The sequence below is a fragment of the Ruegeria sp. BHSC043 genome, assembly GCF_059612985.1.
Genome location: NZ_JBXWRS010000004.1, coordinates 135,306 through 152,707, shown reverse-complemented (window position 1 = coordinate 152,707; position 17,402 = coordinate 135,306). Strand labels below are relative to the sequence as shown.

Below are 17,402 nucleotides of genomic sequence, written 5' to 3'. Positions count from 1 at the left end.
CGACATTGCCGGGGCCGTTCAGGCGGCCCCGGCCCAGCACAGCCGAAACCGGAAATTTCCGCCGGTGAACGCGACAGGGAACATTCAGATGTCACTAGACAGCATTACTGAAACAATTGCCCATTTCATCGGAACCTTTGAACTGACCATTGAACAGGCCCGCCTGCGCGACCAATACGACGAATTTACCGCGCTGCGGCGGAAGGTGGACCTTGATGAACTGGAAGACCCGACGCGGATCCAGATCAAGGCCGAACTCGAACTGGCGCCCAAGGATTACGATGCGCTGCCGTTCCGCTTTCCCGCTCCTCCGGCCGACCCGCAACTGCCGCCGGCGCCGGATGGCCCCTCGATCAAGACCGAGATCACCATCGGTACCCCGCCCGCGCCCGGTCGCATTCTGCCGGACTCGGAACTGGCGGGCAGTGGCCCGGAATACATCGTGCTGCGGCCCGAGCTGACAAGCGAAGTGATTGGCTCGGCGGTGACCTACACGTTCCAGACCATCGTCCTGAGCGACAACGATACCGTTGGTGTCGGTGATTTTCGCGATGTGGGGCTGATGACTGCTCAGGCCGAGGCCGCGCTCGACACCGCGCTGTCGCTGCATGCGATGGCCGCGCCGTCTTTTGCGATTTCCGACTATGCATCTGCGGAATATGTCCAGGACCTGGCCGCCCAGATGCAAGCGCCGCCCGGCACACATGTCGAAGGCGCCACGGTTCATCAGTTCCACGGAGACGACGCGCTGGGCGTCATCGTAAATGGGCAACACGTGGCCGAGGCACCCGTCTGGAGCGATCTTTTGCCGGCCTATCACCAGCCCGACGAGACGTCAGATGAATTGCCGCTCTCTGTGGCCGTTCCCGCCGAGTGGGACCAGTCGAAAGATCCCGAGTTCGACGACGGCCACACTGTCGTCGCCGGTGGAAACCTGGCCATCAACGAGGTCGCATTGACCGTGGGATGGGTGGATGCGCCCTTCATCGCAGTCGGAGGTCAGGCGGTCAGCCTGACGGCAATCAGCCAGGTCGCGCTTGTGTCCGACATGGATGTCGGCACGCCGGGCGGGGGCTCGGGCACGATGGTTGTCCAGTCGTCACAGATCGACACGCAGTCCAACCCGGCGCCCTGGCTGGCCGGAACCACCTCGGCCGCGGGCACCGGTAGCCAGCCGGCACAGATGACGGTCGACTGGATTCACGGCGACCTGGTGGTTGCGAACTTCTTTAAACAGGTCATCGACGCCACCGACATCGACCACATCCAGGCCGACATTTCAGCGTCTTCGACGATGTACGCCCTGGGGGCCAACCAGATGGTCAACGTGGCAGATGTGGTGCAACTGGGCAGCTTCTATGACCTGATCATGATCGGTGGCGACATGGTCTCGGTCGACATGCTGTTCCAGACGCTGGCGCTGGTGGATGACGATATCGTCTCGGGCGGGCTGGCGGAAGGCGCGTCCGCAGGCGCGGACGGCAACCTGTTGATGAACCAGGCCTCGGTCACGGGGCAGGGGCAGGATACCCAGCAGGCGCTGGACGCGGGCCTGGCCAATGCGTTGGCCATGGACAAGATGGACATGACCGCGCTCGAGGATGCATTGCTGAACGATCCGATGTTCGCCGGCATGGAACAGATGCGCTTGCTGAAGATCGACGGCGACCTGATGCAATTGAATATCGTCCAGCAGGTCACGATGCTGGCCGATCAAGACGATGTTTTCCTGTCCGGGCCGCATGCGGCCAGCACCGAAGTCATTGCCGGGTCGAATGCCATGTTGAACGCGGCCAATATCAACAAGCTGGGCGTCGACTCGACCGTCATGGCCGCTGGCGGCGCCTATTCCGATCTGTTGCTGCATCAGGCCAGCCTGATCGACACGCCCGACGACCAGATCAGCCCGGCCCTGGCCAACGAGGCGATCGCCATTCTGATGGATGACGCGATGACGGCGGCAGCGGGCGCTGGCGCCGTGACCGGGCCGGACCTGACGCCGACGGAGGTACTGAATTCTTATGATGGCCTGCAGACGATGCTGGCCTGATTTGCCTTTTTTGTAGCGAGTGACCGGAAGTTCAGTTCATGTCGATTGTATTTTCATCGTGCCGTCCCCGATATGCCAGCCCGCTCGACAGGTCAGGAGGTGGTCGGCCCCTGACCCTCAAACCGGCTGACAGAGTGCCCGACAAAAGCCGCAAGGAACCCGCTCCGATGTCCTGTCTGAGATTGGGAAAAGAAATGCGTGTCACAGGCGACCTGGCACCTGGGAGCGGCGGCGTCTCCGAAGGTGACGCGGCCGCGAAAAAAGAGCCCCGAGCGGCCAGCAAGTCCGGTGGGGAAACCACCCGGAAAACCGATCAGGCGACCCGGACCGATGCCGGCAGGGTTGCGCAAGACAAACACCGCGCCGGTCCTTCCCCTCGGCGCAACCTGTCGTCTCCTGCGGCTGTAACCGCCGGAGATGACGCTGGGGTGGCCGATGCCGACGGCCCCGATCCGCACCGTGTCCAGGCACCGACTGCGCGAATGACCCCCTCGACCCAGTCTGGTGAAACGGAGCGCATGGGCACCACGATCGAAGGCGAAGCCAACAAGCCGCTGCTGCGCACCGGAACCGGCGGCGGCGACGGCAAAGGGCCACCCCAGACCTTCCACAAACGGACACCGCCGCAGGATTTTCAGCGCACGCTGCAGACGTCGATGCGCGCCATCTGGCGCAACCTTGCCTTCGTGTTGGTCCTGACCTGCGCGACAAACATTCTGATCCTGGCGATCCCGATCTATCTGTTCCAGATCAGCGACCGGGTCCTGACCAGCCGGTCGCTGGACACGTTGATCATGCTGACGGCGATCGTTGCCGGCGCGGTCATCTTCCAATCGGCCTTCGACGCCGTGCGCCGGTTCATGCTGATGCGCACGGGGGTCGAGGTCGCGGCCCGTCTGGGGGCACCGATTCTGAGTGCGGCGGCTCATGCTTCGCTGCACGGGACCGGGCGCGAATACCAGACCCTTGGTGATCTTCAGCAGTTGCGGGGCTTTCTGGTATCGGGAACCTTGATCTCGTTTCTGGACGTGCCGTTCGCGCCGCTGTTCATTCTGATGATCTTTCTTGTCCACCCCGAACTGGGAATGATCGTGGTGGTCACGGCGCTGATCCTGATGACGATCGCGCTGATTAACCAGAGAATGACGGCAAAACCCTTCGCCGAAGCCAATAAGGCGCAGTCCATGGCGAACCAGCACCTGGACTCGATGGCCCGGAACAGCCAGATCATCAACGCCTTGGCCATGATCCCCGAAGCGGTGCGCATCTGGGGCCGCGACACGGCGTCGTCGCTGACATGGCAGGTGCGCGCGCAGGATCGCAACGTGATCTTTGCCGCCATTTCGCGCACCGTACGCCTGTTGACCCAGATCGGGATACTGGGCTGGGGTGCCTTTCTGGCGCTGCAGGGCGAAATCACCGGGGGCATGGTCATCGCCGCATCGATCATCGCGGGGCGGGCATTTGCCCCGATCGAAGGCTCAATCGAGGGCTGGAACACCTTCCTGTTGACCCGAGGCGCCTATGGCCGGATCCGAAACCTGTTGGCCAATTCGGCACTGCAGTTCGAAAAACTGCGCCTGCCGCGCCCCGAGGGCCGCCTGGATGTGGAAAGGCTTTTGTATGTGCCCGGCGGAACCAAGCGGGTGGTACTGAACGGGATCAACTTTTCGCTCAACCCCGGCGAGACGCTGGCGATCATAGGCAATTCGGGCGCGGGCAAGACGACGCTGGGCAAGACGCTGGTGGGGTCGATTCTTCCGACCTCGGGCAGCGTGCGCCTGGACCTGATGGACATCCGAAACTGGGATCCGCGCCAGTTCGGCGAAAGCATCGGGTACCTGCCTCAGGACGTTCAGCTGTTTCCGGGAACGATCAAGGACAATATCGGCCGCATGCGTGCGGATGCCACCGATGAACAGATCCACGACGCCGCGGTTCTGGCCGATGTGCACAACATGATCGCAACGCTGCCGCAGGGCTATGAGACTGTGGTCGCGGCCGATGGCTCGCCGTTGTCGGGCGGGCAGAAACAACGCATCGCCCTGGCGCGTGCGTTCTTCGGCAACCCCAGGCTGGTGGTTCTGGACGAGCCGAACTCGAACCTGGACGTGGCGGGCGACAAGGCGCTGGCGCGGGCCATCGAACAGGCCCGGTCCAACAAGATCACCGTTGTCGTGATCACGCAAAAACCTGCGCTGTTGAACGTGGTGGACAAGATCATGCTGCTGACCGACGGACGCGTGGCGCTGTTCGGGCAGCGCGAACAGGTGTTGCAGCAATTGGCCGGGTCGCGAAAGCAGCCCGAGTTGAAAGGCTGACAGGGGGCAACGATGAACGAAATCGCGAAGATCGATGATCCGACACTTTGGTATGCCGAGGTTCCCAGATCCATCAGCCGACTGATCGTATTGGGAATGATCCTTCTGGTCACCTGTTTCGGCGGGTTTGGCGTCTGGGCGTTCAGCGCGCCACTGGCGGCGGCGGTCATCGCCCAGGGCAGTTTTGTGGCGACCGGGCGCAACAAGATCGTTCAGCACCTGGAAGGAGGAATTATCGAGGACATACTTGTGTCCGAAGGTCAGACAGTGAAGGCCGGTCAGGTGTTGATGACCCTTGACCAGACCTCGGCCGAGGCAAATCAGCGCGAGCTCTATGTGCGCAAGATGCGCCTGCAGGCGATGGTCGACCGTCTGCTGGCCGAATATGGCGAGCGCGAGAAGCTGGTATTCTCGCACGAGCTGATCGAAGCGTCGGACGATGTCGAGGTGATGACGATCCTGGACAACCAGCGCCTCAGCTTCGAGGTGTCGCGCAAGACCTTACTCAACGACATCGCCCTGCTTGAACGCAACATCGAGGCGCTGAAGATCCGGGTCAGCGGGTTCCGTGCGCAACTTGAAAGCATGGAACGCCGCCGCGACATCCTGCAGGAAGAATACGAGACCAAGAAGTCGCTGTATGAAAAGGGCCTGGTCCGAAAAGGTGAACTGAACACGATCCGGCGCGTTCAAGCCGAGGCGGACGGCCAGTTGGCCCGGCTGCAGTCCGAGGCGTCGGAACTCGACCAGATGCTGCTGAAATACACCGAACAGATCGCCCGGACCCGGTCGGCCTATCGCGAGGCTGCCCTGGACGAGCTCAGCGTTGTCGAGGCCGACCTTGAAAGCGTGCGCGAAAAATCCCGGCAGGCCAGCAGCGTCCTTGCGCGCGCGGTTGTACGGGCGCCGGTGGACGGTACGGTCGTGCGTCTGCACTATCACACGCCGGGCGGCGTGATCGAAACCGGTGAGCCGATCGCCGAAATCCTGCCCGCGGATGCGCCCCTGATCATCGAGGCCCAGATTCCCCGCACCGACATCGACAGCGCTACGACGGGCCAAACCGCGACCGTGCGGCTTGTCGCGTTGAACCAGCGCACCACGCCTGTTCTGACCGGCGAGGTCTTCTATGTTTCGGCGGATGCGGTTCTGGAAGAGGCCGGCGGCATTCCCAAGGAAGTCTATCTGGCGCGGGTCTCGTTGCCGCCCGAGGAGTTGGATCGGATCCGTGGGTTTGTCCCGACACCGGGCATGCCGGCCGAGATCATGATCCAGACCGAGGAACGCACCTTTGCCTCCTACATTGCCAAGCCGGTGGTCGACAGCATGTCACGCGCCTTCCGCGAACAATGATGGGCCGCGCTTTTGGGATCTTGTTCCAGATCACGGTTTCCGTTTTCTGAATGTGTCATGATCGGCCTGATCGTTCACAAAGGGTGGTGACACATGTTGCGGCTTGCGTTCCTGCTGTATTCGCTGATTGCCACCGCGCTGGCGGGGTCGGCGGTCATTGCGGTTCTGGTGGCCGGTTTCGTCTCGGTTCAGACGATTCTTGCCGGTGCCGCCATCGGCGCGGTGGCGGCTGCGCCCGCGTCTTGGCCCGTGGCCAGGAAGCTGTATTGACCTACGCGGTTGTCAGGCGTTGAGAAACGTCCTGACGGCGGCTTCGAACTCTCTGGGTTTCTCGGCGTGCAACCAGTGTCCCGCACCGGGGATCTTGGCGAAACGGGTGTTGGGGAACAGCGACCTGATCGTGTTGCGGTGTTCCGGCCGGACATAGTCCGACTCGGCGCCCGACAGGAACAGCGCCGGGCCATCCCAAACTGCGTCAATATCCGGAAAGCCCATGATTCTGGGCATTTCTTTTGCCAGCACGTCCAGGTTCAGCCGCCAGCGTTTACCGGCCACGTCCAGTGACTGCGTGAAAAAGCTTTGCAGGGCCTTTTCGACGCCCTGTTCGGCCAACAGCCGTTCGGCATCCGCCCGCCGATGGACCTGCGCCATGTCCACGGCGCGCATCGCTTCGATATAGGGCATCTGGCTGTGGCCGTAGGTCACCGGCGCGATGTCGGCCACCACCAGCTTGTTGACCCGTGCGCCATGGGTCAGGGCCAAGGTCATGGCCGCCTTGCCCCCCATCGAGTGCCCCAGCACGTCTGCCCGCCCGCCCAGGTTGTCGATGACCTCGGCCAGATCGTCGGCCAGGGCCTGATAGTCGTGCCGGTCATCCCATTTGCTGTAGGCGTGGTTGCGCATGTCCACGGCCACGACCTGCCGTTCGTCGGCCAGTCTTCGGGCAATAACCCCCCAGTTCCGGGCCGATCCGTACAGGCCGTGGGCAATCAGCAGGGGCGGGAGCGATGTCGGGTCGCCATGTATGATCGTGTTCAACATGGCGTACTGATACCGCCAGCCAAACCCGACAGCCAGCCCCATTGTCGCGCCGCATCGGCAAGGCTAGATTGTCGGCTCAGGAGGCGCGGATGTCGCAGGAAACCGAAATTCAAACCCTGATCGCCCAGACCATCGCCCTGCTGCGGAAAAAGCTGGGCACCCGGGGCAAGACGCTGGCCGAGTCGGTGCGGCGCGCAAAACGGCGACTGCCGCGTCGCGTCTACAAACAGGCGATGGAACTGGCCCGCGCCGAACCGATGGCCGCGCACCCCCGGTTGCGCCTGATCCTGGACACGCCTCGGCTGGAAAAAGCCGCGCACGAAGTCCAGGCACATCTGCGCTCGATCAGCCTGGCCGATCGCCGCTGGGGCTGGTTTCTGGACACCCTTGGGGCGTTGTCGTTCAACCTTTTGGCACTTGCCGTTCTGGTGCTGGTCTTTCTGCTGTGGCGCGGCCTGATCTAACGCGGACATCGCCAAGAAAAATGGCGCCCAGCGGGGCGCCATTTCAGGTCAGGGTCGCTGACGAACTCAGAGGTTGGGATAGATCGGGAACCGGGCGCACAGCTCGGCCACCTGGGCCTTGACCTTGGCTTCGACCGCATCGTTACCATCCTCGCCGTTGGCGGCTAGCCCGTCGACAACTTCGATGATCCAGTCGGCGATCTGACGAAACTCCGGCTCGCCAAAACCGCGTGTTGTGCCGGCAGGTGAACCCAGTCGGATCCCGCTGGTCACGGTCGGTTTTTCGGGGTCGAACGGCACGCCGTTCTTGTTGCAGGTGATGTGCGCGCGGCCCAATGCCTTTTCGGTCGCGTTGCCCTTGACGCCCTTGGGGCGCAGGTCGACCAGCACCACATGGGTGTCGGTGCCGTGGGTCACCGTGTCCAGACCGCCCTTGATCAGCTGATCCGACAGCGCCTGCGCGTTGGTGATCACCTGCTTGATGTAGTCTTTGAATTCCGGACGCAGCGCTTCGCCAAAGGCGACGGCCTTGGCCGCGATCACATGCATCAACGGGCCGCCCTGAATGCCGGGGAAGATGGCCGAATTCACCTTCTTGGCGATCGTTTCGTCATTGGTCAGGATCATGCCGCCGCGGGGGCCGCGCAGGGTTTTGTGCGTGGTGGTCGTGGCCACATGCGCGTGCGGGAAGGGCGACGGGTGTTCGCCTGCTGCCACCAAGCCCGCGAAATGCGCCATATCCACATGCAGGTAGGCGCCGACCATGTCGGCAATCTGACGCATGCGGGCAAAGTCGATCTGGCGCGGAATGGCCGAGCCGCCGGCGATGATCAGCTTGGGCTGGTGTTCTTTCGCAAGCGCCTCGACTTGGTCATAGTCCAGCATGTTGTCCTGCTTGCGCACGCCGTATTGCACCGCGTTGAACCACTTGCCTGACTGGTTGGGCTTGGCACCATGGGTCAGGTGGCCGCCGGCATCCAGGCTCATGCCCAGGATGGTGTCGCCAGGTTGCAGCAGCGCCTGGAAGACGCCCTGATTGGCCTGCGACCCCGAATTCGGTTGAACATTGGCGAATTCGCAGCCGAACAATTGCTTGGCCCGGTCGATGGCCAGGTTCTCGGCGATGTCGACAAACTGGCAGCCGCCATAGTAGCGACGGCCGGGATAGCCTTCGGCATATTTGTTGGTCATCACCGAGCCCTGCGCCTCCATCACGGCGGCCGAGACGATGTTTTCCGAGGCGATCAGTTCGATCTCGTCGCGCTGACGGCCCAATTCAGACCGGATCGCGCCGTACAGTTCGGGGTCGCGCTCGGCGAGAGGCTGGGTGAAGAAACCGTTATCACGAAGGTTGGCGTTCATGGGCGCTCCGCATGGCTGAGGTTGGTTTGGCGGATTTCCTATAGGAAACCGCGCAAATGAAAAAGACTTTAAAGCGACGAATTGGCCATCTGCGGCGTCAAGTCTGGCCTAAGAGGGAAAGGTATGTTTGTTTCGGAACCAAATGCGCAGCACCGGAAACCAACAGAACATGACAAAGAGAATCGCTTTTCTCGCCAGTGACGCGAATGTCGCACAAACTGCGCGCAGCACGCTGGTGGACCGTTACGGCAACGCCGCGCCACGGGACGCGGATGTCATCGTGGCGCTGGGCGGGGACGGGTTCATGCTGCGCACGCTGCACAATACGCAGCATCTGGACGTGCCGGTCTATGGCATGAACCGCGGAACCATCGGTTTCTTGATGAATGAATATGACGACGCCAATCTGCTGGACCGTCTTGCCGCCGCCGAGGAAGAGGTGATCAATCCTCTGGCCATGCGCGCGATGGACCAGTCCGGCAAGCTGCACGAGGCCCTTGCGATCAACGAAGTATCACTGCTGCGGGCCGGACCGCAGGCCGCACGCCTGCGGATCAGCGTCGATGGGCGTCTGCGCCTGGCCGAACTGGTGTGCGATGGAGCGCTGCTGTCTACGCCCGCCGGGTCCACCGCCTACAACTATTCGGCGCATGGGCCGATCCTGCCGATCGGTTCGGACGTTCTGGCCCTGACAGCGATCGCAGCCTTCCGGCCGCGCCGGTGGCGGGGGGCGCTGCTGCCGAAAACGGCGCATGTCCGGTTCGACGTGCTCGAGTCCGACAAGCGCCCGGTCATGGCCGATGCCGATTCGATCTCGTTCCCGGATATCGACTGGGTCGAGATCCGCTCCGAGCCCAAGGTGCGGCATCGCATTCTGTTCGATCCGGGCCACGGGCTGGAGGAACGCCTGATTTCCGAGCAATTCACCTGAAGGCATGGGAAAACAGAGATTTGGCCCGCTTGTGTGATGCAGTTCACAGGACGCGGAAGATCAATGTGATACTCTCAATTTGCCCGGAGAACGCGCCAAGGTGGAAGTGAGTGGCCGCCTGAAAATGGTGTTTTCGAATGATTGCGCAGATTATGCGCTGGCGAGAGTGGGTGGTGCTACGCTCGTCATCAAAAATCCGGGCTTATTTAAGTAGGCGGGCCCCGGGCACAATACCCCGGGGTCTATTTTTTGGTGTCAGCCAGCCTGTTCGGCCGGGTCCATGCGGCCCCATAGCGTTTCGCACATCCGGCCCACGCGTGCCTCGATCGCGGCGGCGGCGTCAACGGCCAGATCCTCGCGCCAGCGGCGGGCTGCGATTTGAACATTGATGGGTTGCGGGCCGCTCGGCAATTCGGCCAGCCGTGCCGGCACGCTGGCGGCCGGAAGGCCCAGAAAGTTCATCGCATAGGAATAGACCGCGCAGCCCAGCACTTCGTGCACGCCTTCCGAGCCTTCCGTATCACGGTCGGGTCTGAAAAAGGGTTGCGGTAGGAAGGGCGACAGCACCAGCGGATAGTCCTCCATGAACAGCGCCCATTCCCGCGCATGGTGGCTGCGCTGCGCTAGTGCCCGGATCAGGTCCGGGCCCGTGATCGGGGGAAATTCCTGGAAGTAGGTGGCAAAGATGCGTTGGATGGTCTCGGATCCGGCCGCCTCGACATCGGCTTTCATCAGGGTCAGAACCTCGCCCATCAAGGCGCGATACCCGAGCCGTCCGCATTCGAAAACGTTCGGAGGGTCGATCTCATCAACGGTGTACCCAGCATCAACCAGTGCATCGCGGGCCGTGTTCAGCGCCTTGTCGACCTCGGGGTGGAGATCGTAACCAAAAGTGTTCTTGGTGAAAGCCACCCTCGGCTGCTGGTCAGGCTCGGCCATGCGCCATGGCAGCGGAACGTGAAACGGATCGCGCGGATCCGAAGCGATCAGGCTGGGCATTGCCAGGTGCAGGTCAGTTGTGCTGCGGGTGATCAGTCCTTGCACCGACATCAGTTGCGCCAGCAGACCGCGTTCGGCGGTTTGGCTTGGGTTCCATGCTGGGACGCGGCCAAGGCCCGGCTTGACCGTCACCGCGCCAACGGCCGAGGCCGGGAACCGCAGGCTGCCGCCGATATCGTTGCCATGCGCCAGGGCACCCATGCCGGTCATCACAGCCACGCCGGCCCCGCCCGAAGAGCCGCCGGCCGAGATATGTCGGCCCCAGGGGTTGTGCGTGCGCCCATACAGCGGGTTGTCGGTATCGGCGCGGAATGAAAACTCGGGCGTGTTGGTCCGGCCGATCACCACCGCCCCGGCCTTCAGCAGGTTCGACACGACGGGCGCATCGTCGGGGGCAATCACATCTTTCAGAGCGGCCACACCATTGGTCGTGGCATGGCCTTTTTGGTCGATATTGACTTTGATCGTGACGGGAACGCCGTGCAGAGGGCCGATCGGTTCGCCGCGCGCCCGCGCGGCGTCCAGCGTCCGGGCGCGCTCCTGCGCCTCGGCGCTAAGGTCTTCGACGACGGCATTCAACGCCGGGTTCAGCGCGTGCATCCGGTCGATCGCACTTTGTACAGCCTCAGTTGCGCTCAGGTCCCCGGAACGGGTGCGGTCTGCCAGTTCGGTGGCGCTCAGGCGCCAGATGTCGTCATTTGCCATATGCCCTCCGTCAAGGGCACAGTAGGCGGTCTGCCAAAGGTTGCAAGCCCGCAGGGCAGGGCGGGCGGCTCAAGGCCGCCCGATGCCCGGTTACTGGGCGTAACCGATTGATTTCAGGGCTTCGGTGATTTCGTCCAGAATGGCCGGGTCGTCGATTGTGGCAGGCATTTTGTAGTCCTTGCCATCGGCGATCGCCACCATCGTTCCGCGTAGGATCTTGCCCGAGCGGGTCTTGGGCAGGCGGTCCACCACAACGGCTTTCTTGAAGGCGGCGACGGGGCCGATTTTGTCGCGCACCATCTGCACGACCTCATTCGCGATCTCGGCATTGTCACGCTTGCATCCGGCGTTCAGGCACAGGAAGCCGACCGGGGCCTGCCCCTTCAAATCATCCGATACGCCGATGACCGCGCATTCAGCCACGTCGGGATGGGCGGCCAGAACCTCCTCCATCGCGCCGGTGGACAGGCGGTGGCCTGCCACGTTGATCACGTCATCGGTGCGCGCCATGATATAAAGGTAACCGTCCTCGTCGATCATCCCGGCATCGCCGGTTTCATAGTAGCCCGGGAAATGCTCGAGATAGGATTTCTTGAACCGCTCCTCGGCATTCCACAGGGTTGGCAGCGTCCCCGGGGGCAGCGGCAGCTTGACCGCGATCGCGCCCAGCTCGCCCGGTTTCATCGGGTGGCCGCCTTCGTCGAGGATCTGCACGTCATAGCCGGGCATCGGCTTGGCGGGCGAGCCCAGCTTGATCGGCAGTTCCTCGATCCCCAGCGGGTTGCCGGCGATGGTCCAGCCGGTTTCGGTCTGCCACCAATGGTCGACGACCGGAACCTTCAAGGCGTCCTGCGCCCAGGTGATCGTATCGGGGTCGGCGCGTTCACCGGCCAGGAACAGGGCCTTGAGGCAGGACAGGTCGTATTTCGCCAGCATTTCGCCCTTGGGGTCCTCGCGCTTGACCGCGCGGATCGCCGTTGGGGCGGTGAAAAAGCTTTTGACCTTGTGCTCGGAAATCACCCGCCAGAAGGTGCCCGCATCGGGGGTGCCGACGGGCTTGCCCTCGAACACGATGGTGGTGTTGCCGTGGATCAGCGGGCCATAGCAGATGTAGGAATGCCCCACGACCCAGCCCACGTCCGAGGCCGCCCAGAACACATCGCCGGGATCGACGTTGTAGATGTTCTTCATCGTCCAGTTCAGCGCCACAAGGTGCCCGGCCGTGGGTCGTACGACGCCCTTGGGCGCGCCGGTGGTGCCCGAGGTGTATAGGATGTAGGCCGGATCATTGCCTTCAACCGGGACACATTCGGCCGGCTCAACGCCGTACTGGAAGCCGTGCCAGTTGAAGTCGCGCCCCTCGACCAGCTTGGCCACTTCCTGTTCGCGCTGAAAGATCACGCAGAACTCCGGCTTGTGGCTGGCCATCTCAATGGCGCCGTCCAGCAGCGGCTTGTATTGCACCACGCGACCGGGTTCCAGCCCGCACGACGCCGCGATGATCGCCTTGGGTTTGGCGTCGTCGATCCGCACCGCCAGTTCGTTGCTGGCAAACCCGCCAAAGACCACCGAATGCACCGCTCCCAGCCGCGCACACGCCAGCATCGCCTCGAGCGCCTCGGGGATCATCGGCATGTAGATGATGACGCGGTCGCCCTTTTCGACACCCTTGGCGCGCAGCGCGCCGGCGAGGGTCGCCACGCGATTGCGCAGCTCCATGTAGGAGATCTCGCGCTTGGTGTGGGTGATCGGGCTGTCATAGATGATGGCGGTCTGCTCGCCCCGACCGTTTTCCACGTGGCGGTCCACGGCGTTCCAGCAGGTATTCACCTTGGCATCGCAGAACCATTCATACAGCGGCGCGTTGTCGTCAAACAGGGCCTTGCTGGGTTTCTCGATCCAGTCGATGCCTTCGGCCGCCTGCATCCAGAATGCTTCGGGATCTTTTTTCCAGCTCTCGTATACGTCCTGATACGCCATTTGTCCTCCTCCAGACAGTCTTGGGGAATGTGTTAGGCTCCTGTGTCCAGCCGAGCAAGCGGCGCGCATGACGGCGCGTCAGTTTATCGCGAAATCTTTGCAGAAGCGTGCCAAAAGGTCTGCAAATTTTTGCAAATATACAGAATATTAACCCCTTGAGTGGGGCTTTTTTCTGTTGTTGCAAATCAGCAAACCCCTGGGTGCAAACGCGCGTCCGTCAGATTCGGATCAGGTCGCCGTTCCGGCAAATCGGGGCAGGCTGTCCTCGATGTTCAGCCAGTGCAGATGCTCGGCGTGAAAAACGTGAAAGCGGGGTGCGGCATCTTCGGGGTTTTCCAAGGTGGCGGTATAGAGGTGAATGTTCACCCGGTCGCGGGCATTGCGATATGCCATCGGCGTGCCGCAGGTTCCGCAGAACAGGCGTTCGACATCCTTAGACGAGTTGTACACGCGCGGCGCATCCCCCGACCACGTCACCGAACCGTGGGGCAGCCCGATGAACGCAGTGACCGGGGCAGCGCAATTGCGACGGCAATCCGCGCAATGACAGTAGCAGCTCCAGGCGATCTCGGCATCGCTGGCCCATCGCACGGCGCCACAGTGGCAGTGACCTTTCATGATGACCTCCCTCGGCGGGGCAGCCGGGCCGCCGTGCTCAACCGTAATGCGCGACGGGTGTTCCGGCAATTGCCGCCATGTTCAGCAGCCCGCGTGCGGTGATCGAGGGTGTTACGATATGCGCCTTGTTGCCCATACCCATCAGGATGGGGCCGACCTCGATGCCGTCGGCCTTCATCTTCAGAATATTGCGCACACCGCTGGCCGCGTCCGCATGGGCAAAGATCAGAACGTTGGCAGCCCCCTCCAGGCGCGAGTTGGGGAAAATACGCTCGCGCAACTCGGGGTCCAGGGCCACGTCCAAGTTCATTTCGCCTTCATAGATGAAATCGCGGGGCTTGCTGTCCAATATCGCGATCGCTTCGCGCAGGCGTTTTCCCGAGCCCTCGGCCTGATTGCCGAATTGCGATTGCGAGCAGAAGGCGATCTTGGGTTCAACCCCAAAGCGCCGCGCATGCCGCGCCGCGCCGATCGAGATCTCGGCCAGTTCCGCCGGGGAAGGCAGTTGATGCACATGGGTATCGGCGATGAATAGAGGCCCGTCTTCGAGGATCATCAGCGACAGCGCGCCATGCGGGCGCAGATCGCCATCGCCCAGAACCTGTCCGACATAGTTCAGGTGCCAGCGATACTCGCCGAAGGTGCCGCAGATCAGGCTGTCTGCCTCGCCGCGATGCACCATGATGGCGCCGATGGCGGTGGTGTTGGTGCGCATGATGGCCTTGGCCAGGTCGGGCGTCACGCCGCGGCGCTGCATGATCTGGTGATAAGAGTTCCAGTAGTCATAGTACCGCGGGTCGTTTTCCGGGTTCACGATCTGGCAATCCTGACCGGGGCGTATGGACAGCCCCAGCTTTTCGCAGCGGGCCTCGATCACCTCGGGGCGACCGATCAGAATGGGCGTTTCGGTGGTTTCCTCCAGAATGGCCTGGGCGGCGCGCAGCACGCGCTCGTCCTCGCCCTCGGCAAAGACGATGCGGCGCGAGGCGGCCTTGGCGGCCTCGAACACCGGCCGCATCAGCAGGGCCGATTTGAACACGGTCTGGTTCAGGCGCTCCTTGTAGGCTTCGAGGTCTGCGATCGGGCGCCTGGCCACGCCGCTTTCCATCGCGGCGCGGGCCACAGCCGAGGACACCACGCCCACCAGCCGCGGATCGAATGGCTTGGGGATCAAGTAGTCGGGGCCAAAGGTCAACTGCTCGCCCTTGTAGGCGGCTGCGGCCTCGGCGCTGGTGGTGGCGCGTGCCATTTCGGCGATGCCTTCGACGCAGGCGATCTGCATGGCATCGTTGATCTCGGTCGCGCCCACGTCCAGCGCGCCGCGGAAGATGAACGGGAAACACAGGACGTTGTTCACCTGGTTCGGGAAATCGCTGCGCCCGGTGGCGATGATGGCGTCGGGGGCCACTTCGCGCGCGGCATCGGGCAGGATCTCCGGTGTCGGGTTCGCCAGCGCAAAGATGATCGGCTGTTTGGCCATGCGCGCGACCATCTGTGGCTTCAGCACGTTCGGCCCGCTGAGGCCCAGAAACAGGTCGGCGCCGTCGATCACCTGATCCAGCGTGCGCAGGTCGGTCTTTTGGGCGAATTGGTCTTTGTGCGGGTTCATGTCCTCGTCCCGGCCTTCATAGACCAGCCCGTGAATGTCGCACAACCAGATGTTCTCGCGCTTGACCCCCAGCTTGACCAGCATGTTCAGGCAGGCGATCCCCGCCGCGCCGCCGCCGGTGGAAACCACCTTGATATCCTCGAACCGCTTGCCGGCTACGTGCAGCGCGTTGCGCGCAGCGGCCCCCACCACGATGGCGGTGCCGTGCTGGTCGTCGTGGAAGACAGGAATGTTCATCCGCTCGCGGCACAGTTTCTCGACGATAAAGCAGTCGGGCGCCTTGATGTCTTCGAGGTTGATAGCGCCGAAGGTAGGCTCCAGCGCGCAGACGATATCGGCCAGTTTCTCGGGATCGGGTTCGTTCAACTCGATGTCGAAACAGTCGATGCCGGCGAATTTCTTGAACAGGACGGCCTTGCCCTCCATCACCGGCTTGGAGGCCAGCGCGCCGATATTGCCCAGCCCCAGCACCGCAGTGCCGTTCGAGACGACGGCCACAAGATTGCCGCGCGCGGTGTACATCTCGGCTGTCGTCGGGTCGTTTTTGATCTCCAGGCTGGCCTCGGCCACGCCGGGTGAGTAGGCGCGCGCGAGGTCGCGGCCGTTGGCCATGGGTTTGGTCGCCTTGACCTCCAGTTTCCCAGGCTTCGGATGCGCGTGGTAATCAAGTGCGGCCTGGCGCAGGCTGGGTTTGTCGGACATGTCAAAACTTCCCGTTTTGGAATTTAGTTTAGTGTTAAACTATTTCTTACGCAGGGGAAACCACGAATTCGCGTGTCGGCCGGTTCGACCCTGGCTTGCAAATTTCCGAAACGCCCCCCACTGTCCCGCGCAGAGGAGACCAGCATGACCGACACCATAGCCGAATTCCGCATTCCGACCCAAGAGTTGCGAGACGACATTCCGTTCTACACCAAGGTTTTGGGCATGCGGATGGACATGATCTATCCGGCGGATGACCCTCGGGTTGCGGTGTTTTCCGGTCATGGACTGCGCCTGCGTGTGGAAAAGGACGCGCCCGAGGCGCCGGGCACCTTGCGTATCCTCACCGAAGACCCGGACGGGTTTGCCGGCGGTCAGCGCAGCCTGGTCGCCCCCAACGGCACCCGCATCGAGATCGAGGAGCGCAACCCGCCCCTGGTGATGCCCGAGACGGTTCATTCCTTCGTCGTCCGCAGGCTCAAGGATCAGGCGCCCTGGATCATCGGGCGCGCGGGCATGCATTACCGCGATCTGGTGCCCGACCGGCTGGGCGGGTCGATCATTGCCAGCCACATCCGCATTCCCGACGGCGGCCCGGTCCCGGACATGGTCCATTTCCACAAGGTCGGGTTCCAGCTCATCTTCTGCATCCACGGCTGGGTCGATGTCGTCTACGAAGATCAGGGCGACAAGATGCGCCTGACCGCCGGTGATTGTTTCATCCAACCGCCCGAGATCCGGCACCGCGTACTCGAAGCGTCGGACAACGTGCAGGTGATCGAAATCGGCGTTCCGGCCGAGCATGTCACCGAGATCGACCACGAAATGCAACTGCCCACGCCGCATTACCGCCCCGAGCGGGAATGGCAGGGGCAGCGGTTCGTCTACAACCGGGCCGAAGGGGCAGAGTGGCAGCCATTCCGCATGCCGGGCTATCAATGCCGCGACACGACGATTGCCGAAAACACCAACGGCGTGGCAGGCGTTCAGGTGGTGCGCCGGGGGCAGGGCGACCCGGTCTGGGCCAGCCATGATGCCGATATCCACTTTACCTTCGTGATGAATGGGGCCGTCACCTTGGAAGGTGAAGGCCGCGAACCCTATCGCCTGGAGCAGGGCGACGCCTTTGTCATCCCACCCGGAATGCGCACGCGGCTGGCCGATCCGAGCGACGATGTCGAACTGCTTGAAGTGACGCTGCCGGGGTATTTCAAGACCGATCTGGGCTGACGCGCGGGCGCGCCGACATTCCGTGCAGATGGGGCTT

General features: G+C 62.7%; 13 protein-coding genes. 7 read left to right on the top strand and 6 right to left on the bottom strand.

The features are described from left to right. Positions 1 to 88: 88 nt before the first annotated feature. The 4 genes from AC2FMM_RS09260 (at position 89) to AC2FMM_RS09245 (ending at position 5,994) form a co-directional block, all read left to right on the top strand. On the top strand, positions 89 to 2,050 hold the full coding sequence (locus AC2FMM_RS09260; RefSeq protein ID WP_496796393.1) for a type I secretion protein: 1,962 nt from the start codon (positions 89 to 91) through the stop codon (positions 2,048 to 2,050). Positions 2,051 to 2,532: 482 nt separating this feature from the next. Then, positions 2,533 to 4,371 carry a type I secretion system permease/ATPase gene (locus AC2FMM_RS09255; RefSeq protein ID WP_496678412.1) on the top strand — a complete coding sequence of 613 codons (1,839 nt, stop codon included), beginning with the start codon at positions 2,533 to 2,535 and terminating at the stop codon, positions 4,369 to 4,371. A 12-nt stretch (positions 4,372 to 4,383) separates the two neighbouring features. Then, complete coding sequence (locus AC2FMM_RS09250) at positions 4,384 to 5,724, top strand: HlyD family type I secretion periplasmic adaptor subunit (RefSeq protein ID WP_496796392.1); 1,341 nt, start codon at positions 4,384 to 4,386, stop codon at positions 5,722 to 5,724. A 93-nt stretch (positions 5,725 to 5,817) separates the two neighbouring features. Further along, on the top strand, positions 5,818 to 5,994 hold the full coding sequence (locus AC2FMM_RS09245; RefSeq protein WP_496712686.1) for a hypothetical protein: 177 nt from the start codon (positions 5,818 to 5,820) through the stop codon (positions 5,992 to 5,994). A gap of 12 nt (positions 5,995 to 6,006) precedes the next feature. Here AC2FMM_RS09245 and AC2FMM_RS09240 read toward each other — a convergent pair whose 3' ends face one another. After that, complete coding sequence (locus tag AC2FMM_RS09240) at positions 6,007 to 6,807, bottom strand: alpha/beta fold hydrolase (RefSeq protein ID WP_496712685.1); 801 nt, start codon at positions 6,805 to 6,807, stop codon at positions 6,007 to 6,009. A 47-nt stretch (positions 6,808 to 6,854) separates the two neighbouring features. Here AC2FMM_RS09240 and AC2FMM_RS09235 point away from each other — a divergent pair, with 47 nt between their 5' ends. Next, positions 6,855 to 7,229, top strand: a complete 375-nt coding sequence (locus AC2FMM_RS09235; RefSeq protein WP_496678406.1) for a hypothetical protein — start codon at positions 6,855 to 6,857, stop codon at positions 7,227 to 7,229. Positions 7,230 to 7,295: 66 nt separating this feature from the next. Here the strand turns inward: AC2FMM_RS09235 and glyA are convergent, their stop codons facing one another. Further along, positions 7,296 to 8,591, bottom strand: a complete 1,296-nt coding sequence (gene glyA / locus AC2FMM_RS09230) for a serine hydroxymethyltransferase (RefSeq protein WP_496712684.1) — start codon at positions 8,589 to 8,591, stop codon at positions 7,296 to 7,298. 169 nt (positions 8,592 to 8,760) lie between these two features. Between glyA and AC2FMM_RS09225 the strand changes: the two genes are divergently transcribed. Next, positions 8,761 to 9,522, top strand: coding sequence for an NAD kinase (locus tag AC2FMM_RS09225; RefSeq protein WP_496796391.1), 762 nt, complete (start codon positions 8,761 to 8,763; stop codon positions 9,520 to 9,522). Positions 9,523 to 9,777: 255 nt separating this feature from the next. On the opposite strand, the gene AC2FMM_RS09220 is transcribed toward AC2FMM_RS09225, so the two are convergent. The 4 genes from AC2FMM_RS09220 to AC2FMM_RS09205 form a co-directional block, all read right to left on the bottom strand. Beyond that, positions 9,778 to 11,226, bottom strand: coding sequence for an amidase family protein (locus AC2FMM_RS09220; RefSeq protein ID WP_496796390.1), 1,449 nt, complete (start codon positions 11,224 to 11,226; stop codon positions 9,778 to 9,780). A gap of 90 nt (positions 11,227 to 11,316) precedes the next feature. Further along, positions 11,317 to 13,206, bottom strand: a complete 1,890-nt coding sequence (gene prpE / locus AC2FMM_RS09215; protein ID WP_496796389.1) for a propionate-CoA ligase PrpE — start codon at positions 13,204 to 13,206, stop codon at positions 11,317 to 11,319. A gap of 228 nt (positions 13,207 to 13,434) precedes the next feature. After that, positions 13,435 to 13,824 (bottom strand): GFA family protein, encoded by a 390-nt coding sequence (locus AC2FMM_RS09210; RefSeq protein ID WP_496796388.1) that lies wholly within the window; start codon positions 13,822 to 13,824, stop codon positions 13,435 to 13,437. A 37-nt stretch (positions 13,825 to 13,861) separates the two neighbouring features. Beyond that, positions 13,862 to 16,135: an NADP-dependent malic enzyme gene (locus AC2FMM_RS09205; RefSeq protein WP_496678395.1), complete on the bottom strand. Its 2,274-nt coding sequence runs from the start codon at positions 16,133 to 16,135 to the stop codon at positions 13,862 to 13,864. A gap of 144 nt (positions 16,136 to 16,279) precedes the next feature. Here AC2FMM_RS09205 and AC2FMM_RS09200 point away from each other — a divergent pair, with 144 nt between their 5' ends. Further along, positions 16,280 to 17,365 carry a cupin domain-containing protein gene (locus AC2FMM_RS09200; RefSeq protein WP_496796387.1) on the top strand — a complete coding sequence of 362 codons (1,086 nt, stop codon included), beginning with the start codon at positions 16,280 to 16,282 and terminating at the stop codon, positions 17,363 to 17,365. Positions 17,366 to 17,402: the final 37 nt, after the last annotated feature.

Bases quoted from the DNA above. Each gene is read 5' to 3' on its own strand.
- AC2FMM_RS09255 (WP_496678412.1), top strand. From the start codon at position 2,533: ATGACCCCCTCGACCCAGTCTGGTGAAACGGAGCGCATGGGCACCACG.
- AC2FMM_RS09220 (WP_496796390.1), bottom strand. From the start codon at position 11,226: ATGGCAAATGACGACATCTGGCGCCTGAGCGCCACCGAACTGGCAGAC.
- AC2FMM_RS09245 (WP_496712686.1), top strand. From the start codon at position 5,818: ATGTTGCGGCTTGCGTTCCTGCTGTATTCGCTGATTGCCACCGCGCTG.
- AC2FMM_RS09235 (WP_496678406.1), top strand. From the start codon at position 6,855: ATGTCGCAGGAAACCGAAATTCAAACCCTGATCGCCCAGACCATCGCC.
- AC2FMM_RS09205 (WP_496678395.1), bottom strand. From the start codon at position 16,135: ATGTCCGACAAACCCAGCCTGCGCCAGGCCGCACTTGATTACCACGCG.
- AC2FMM_RS09260 (WP_496796393.1), top strand. From the start codon at position 89: ATGTCACTAGACAGCATTACTGAAACAATTGCCCATTTCATCGGAACC.
- AC2FMM_RS09225 (WP_496796391.1), top strand. From the start codon at position 8,761: ATGACAAAGAGAATCGCTTTTCTCGCCAGTGACGCGAATGTCGCACAA.
- AC2FMM_RS09250 (WP_496796392.1), top strand. From the start codon at position 4,384: ATGAACGAAATCGCGAAGATCGATGATCCGACACTTTGGTATGCCGAG.
- prpE (WP_496796389.1), bottom strand. From the start codon at position 13,206: ATGGCGTATCAGGACGTATACGAGAGCTGGAAAAAAGATCCCGAAGCA.
- AC2FMM_RS09240 (WP_496712685.1), bottom strand. From the start codon at position 6,807: ATGGGGCTGGCTGTCGGGTTTGGCTGGCGGTATCAGTACGCCATGTTG.
- AC2FMM_RS09200 (WP_496796387.1), top strand. From the start codon at position 16,280: ATGACCGACACCATAGCCGAATTCCGCATTCCGACCCAAGAGTTGCGA.
- glyA (WP_496712684.1), bottom strand. From the start codon at position 8,591: ATGAACGCCAACCTTCGTGATAACGGTTTCTTCACCCAGCCTCTCGCC.
- AC2FMM_RS09210 (WP_496796388.1), bottom strand. From the start codon at position 13,824: ATGAAAGGTCACTGCCACTGTGGCGCCGTGCGATGGGCCAGCGATGCC.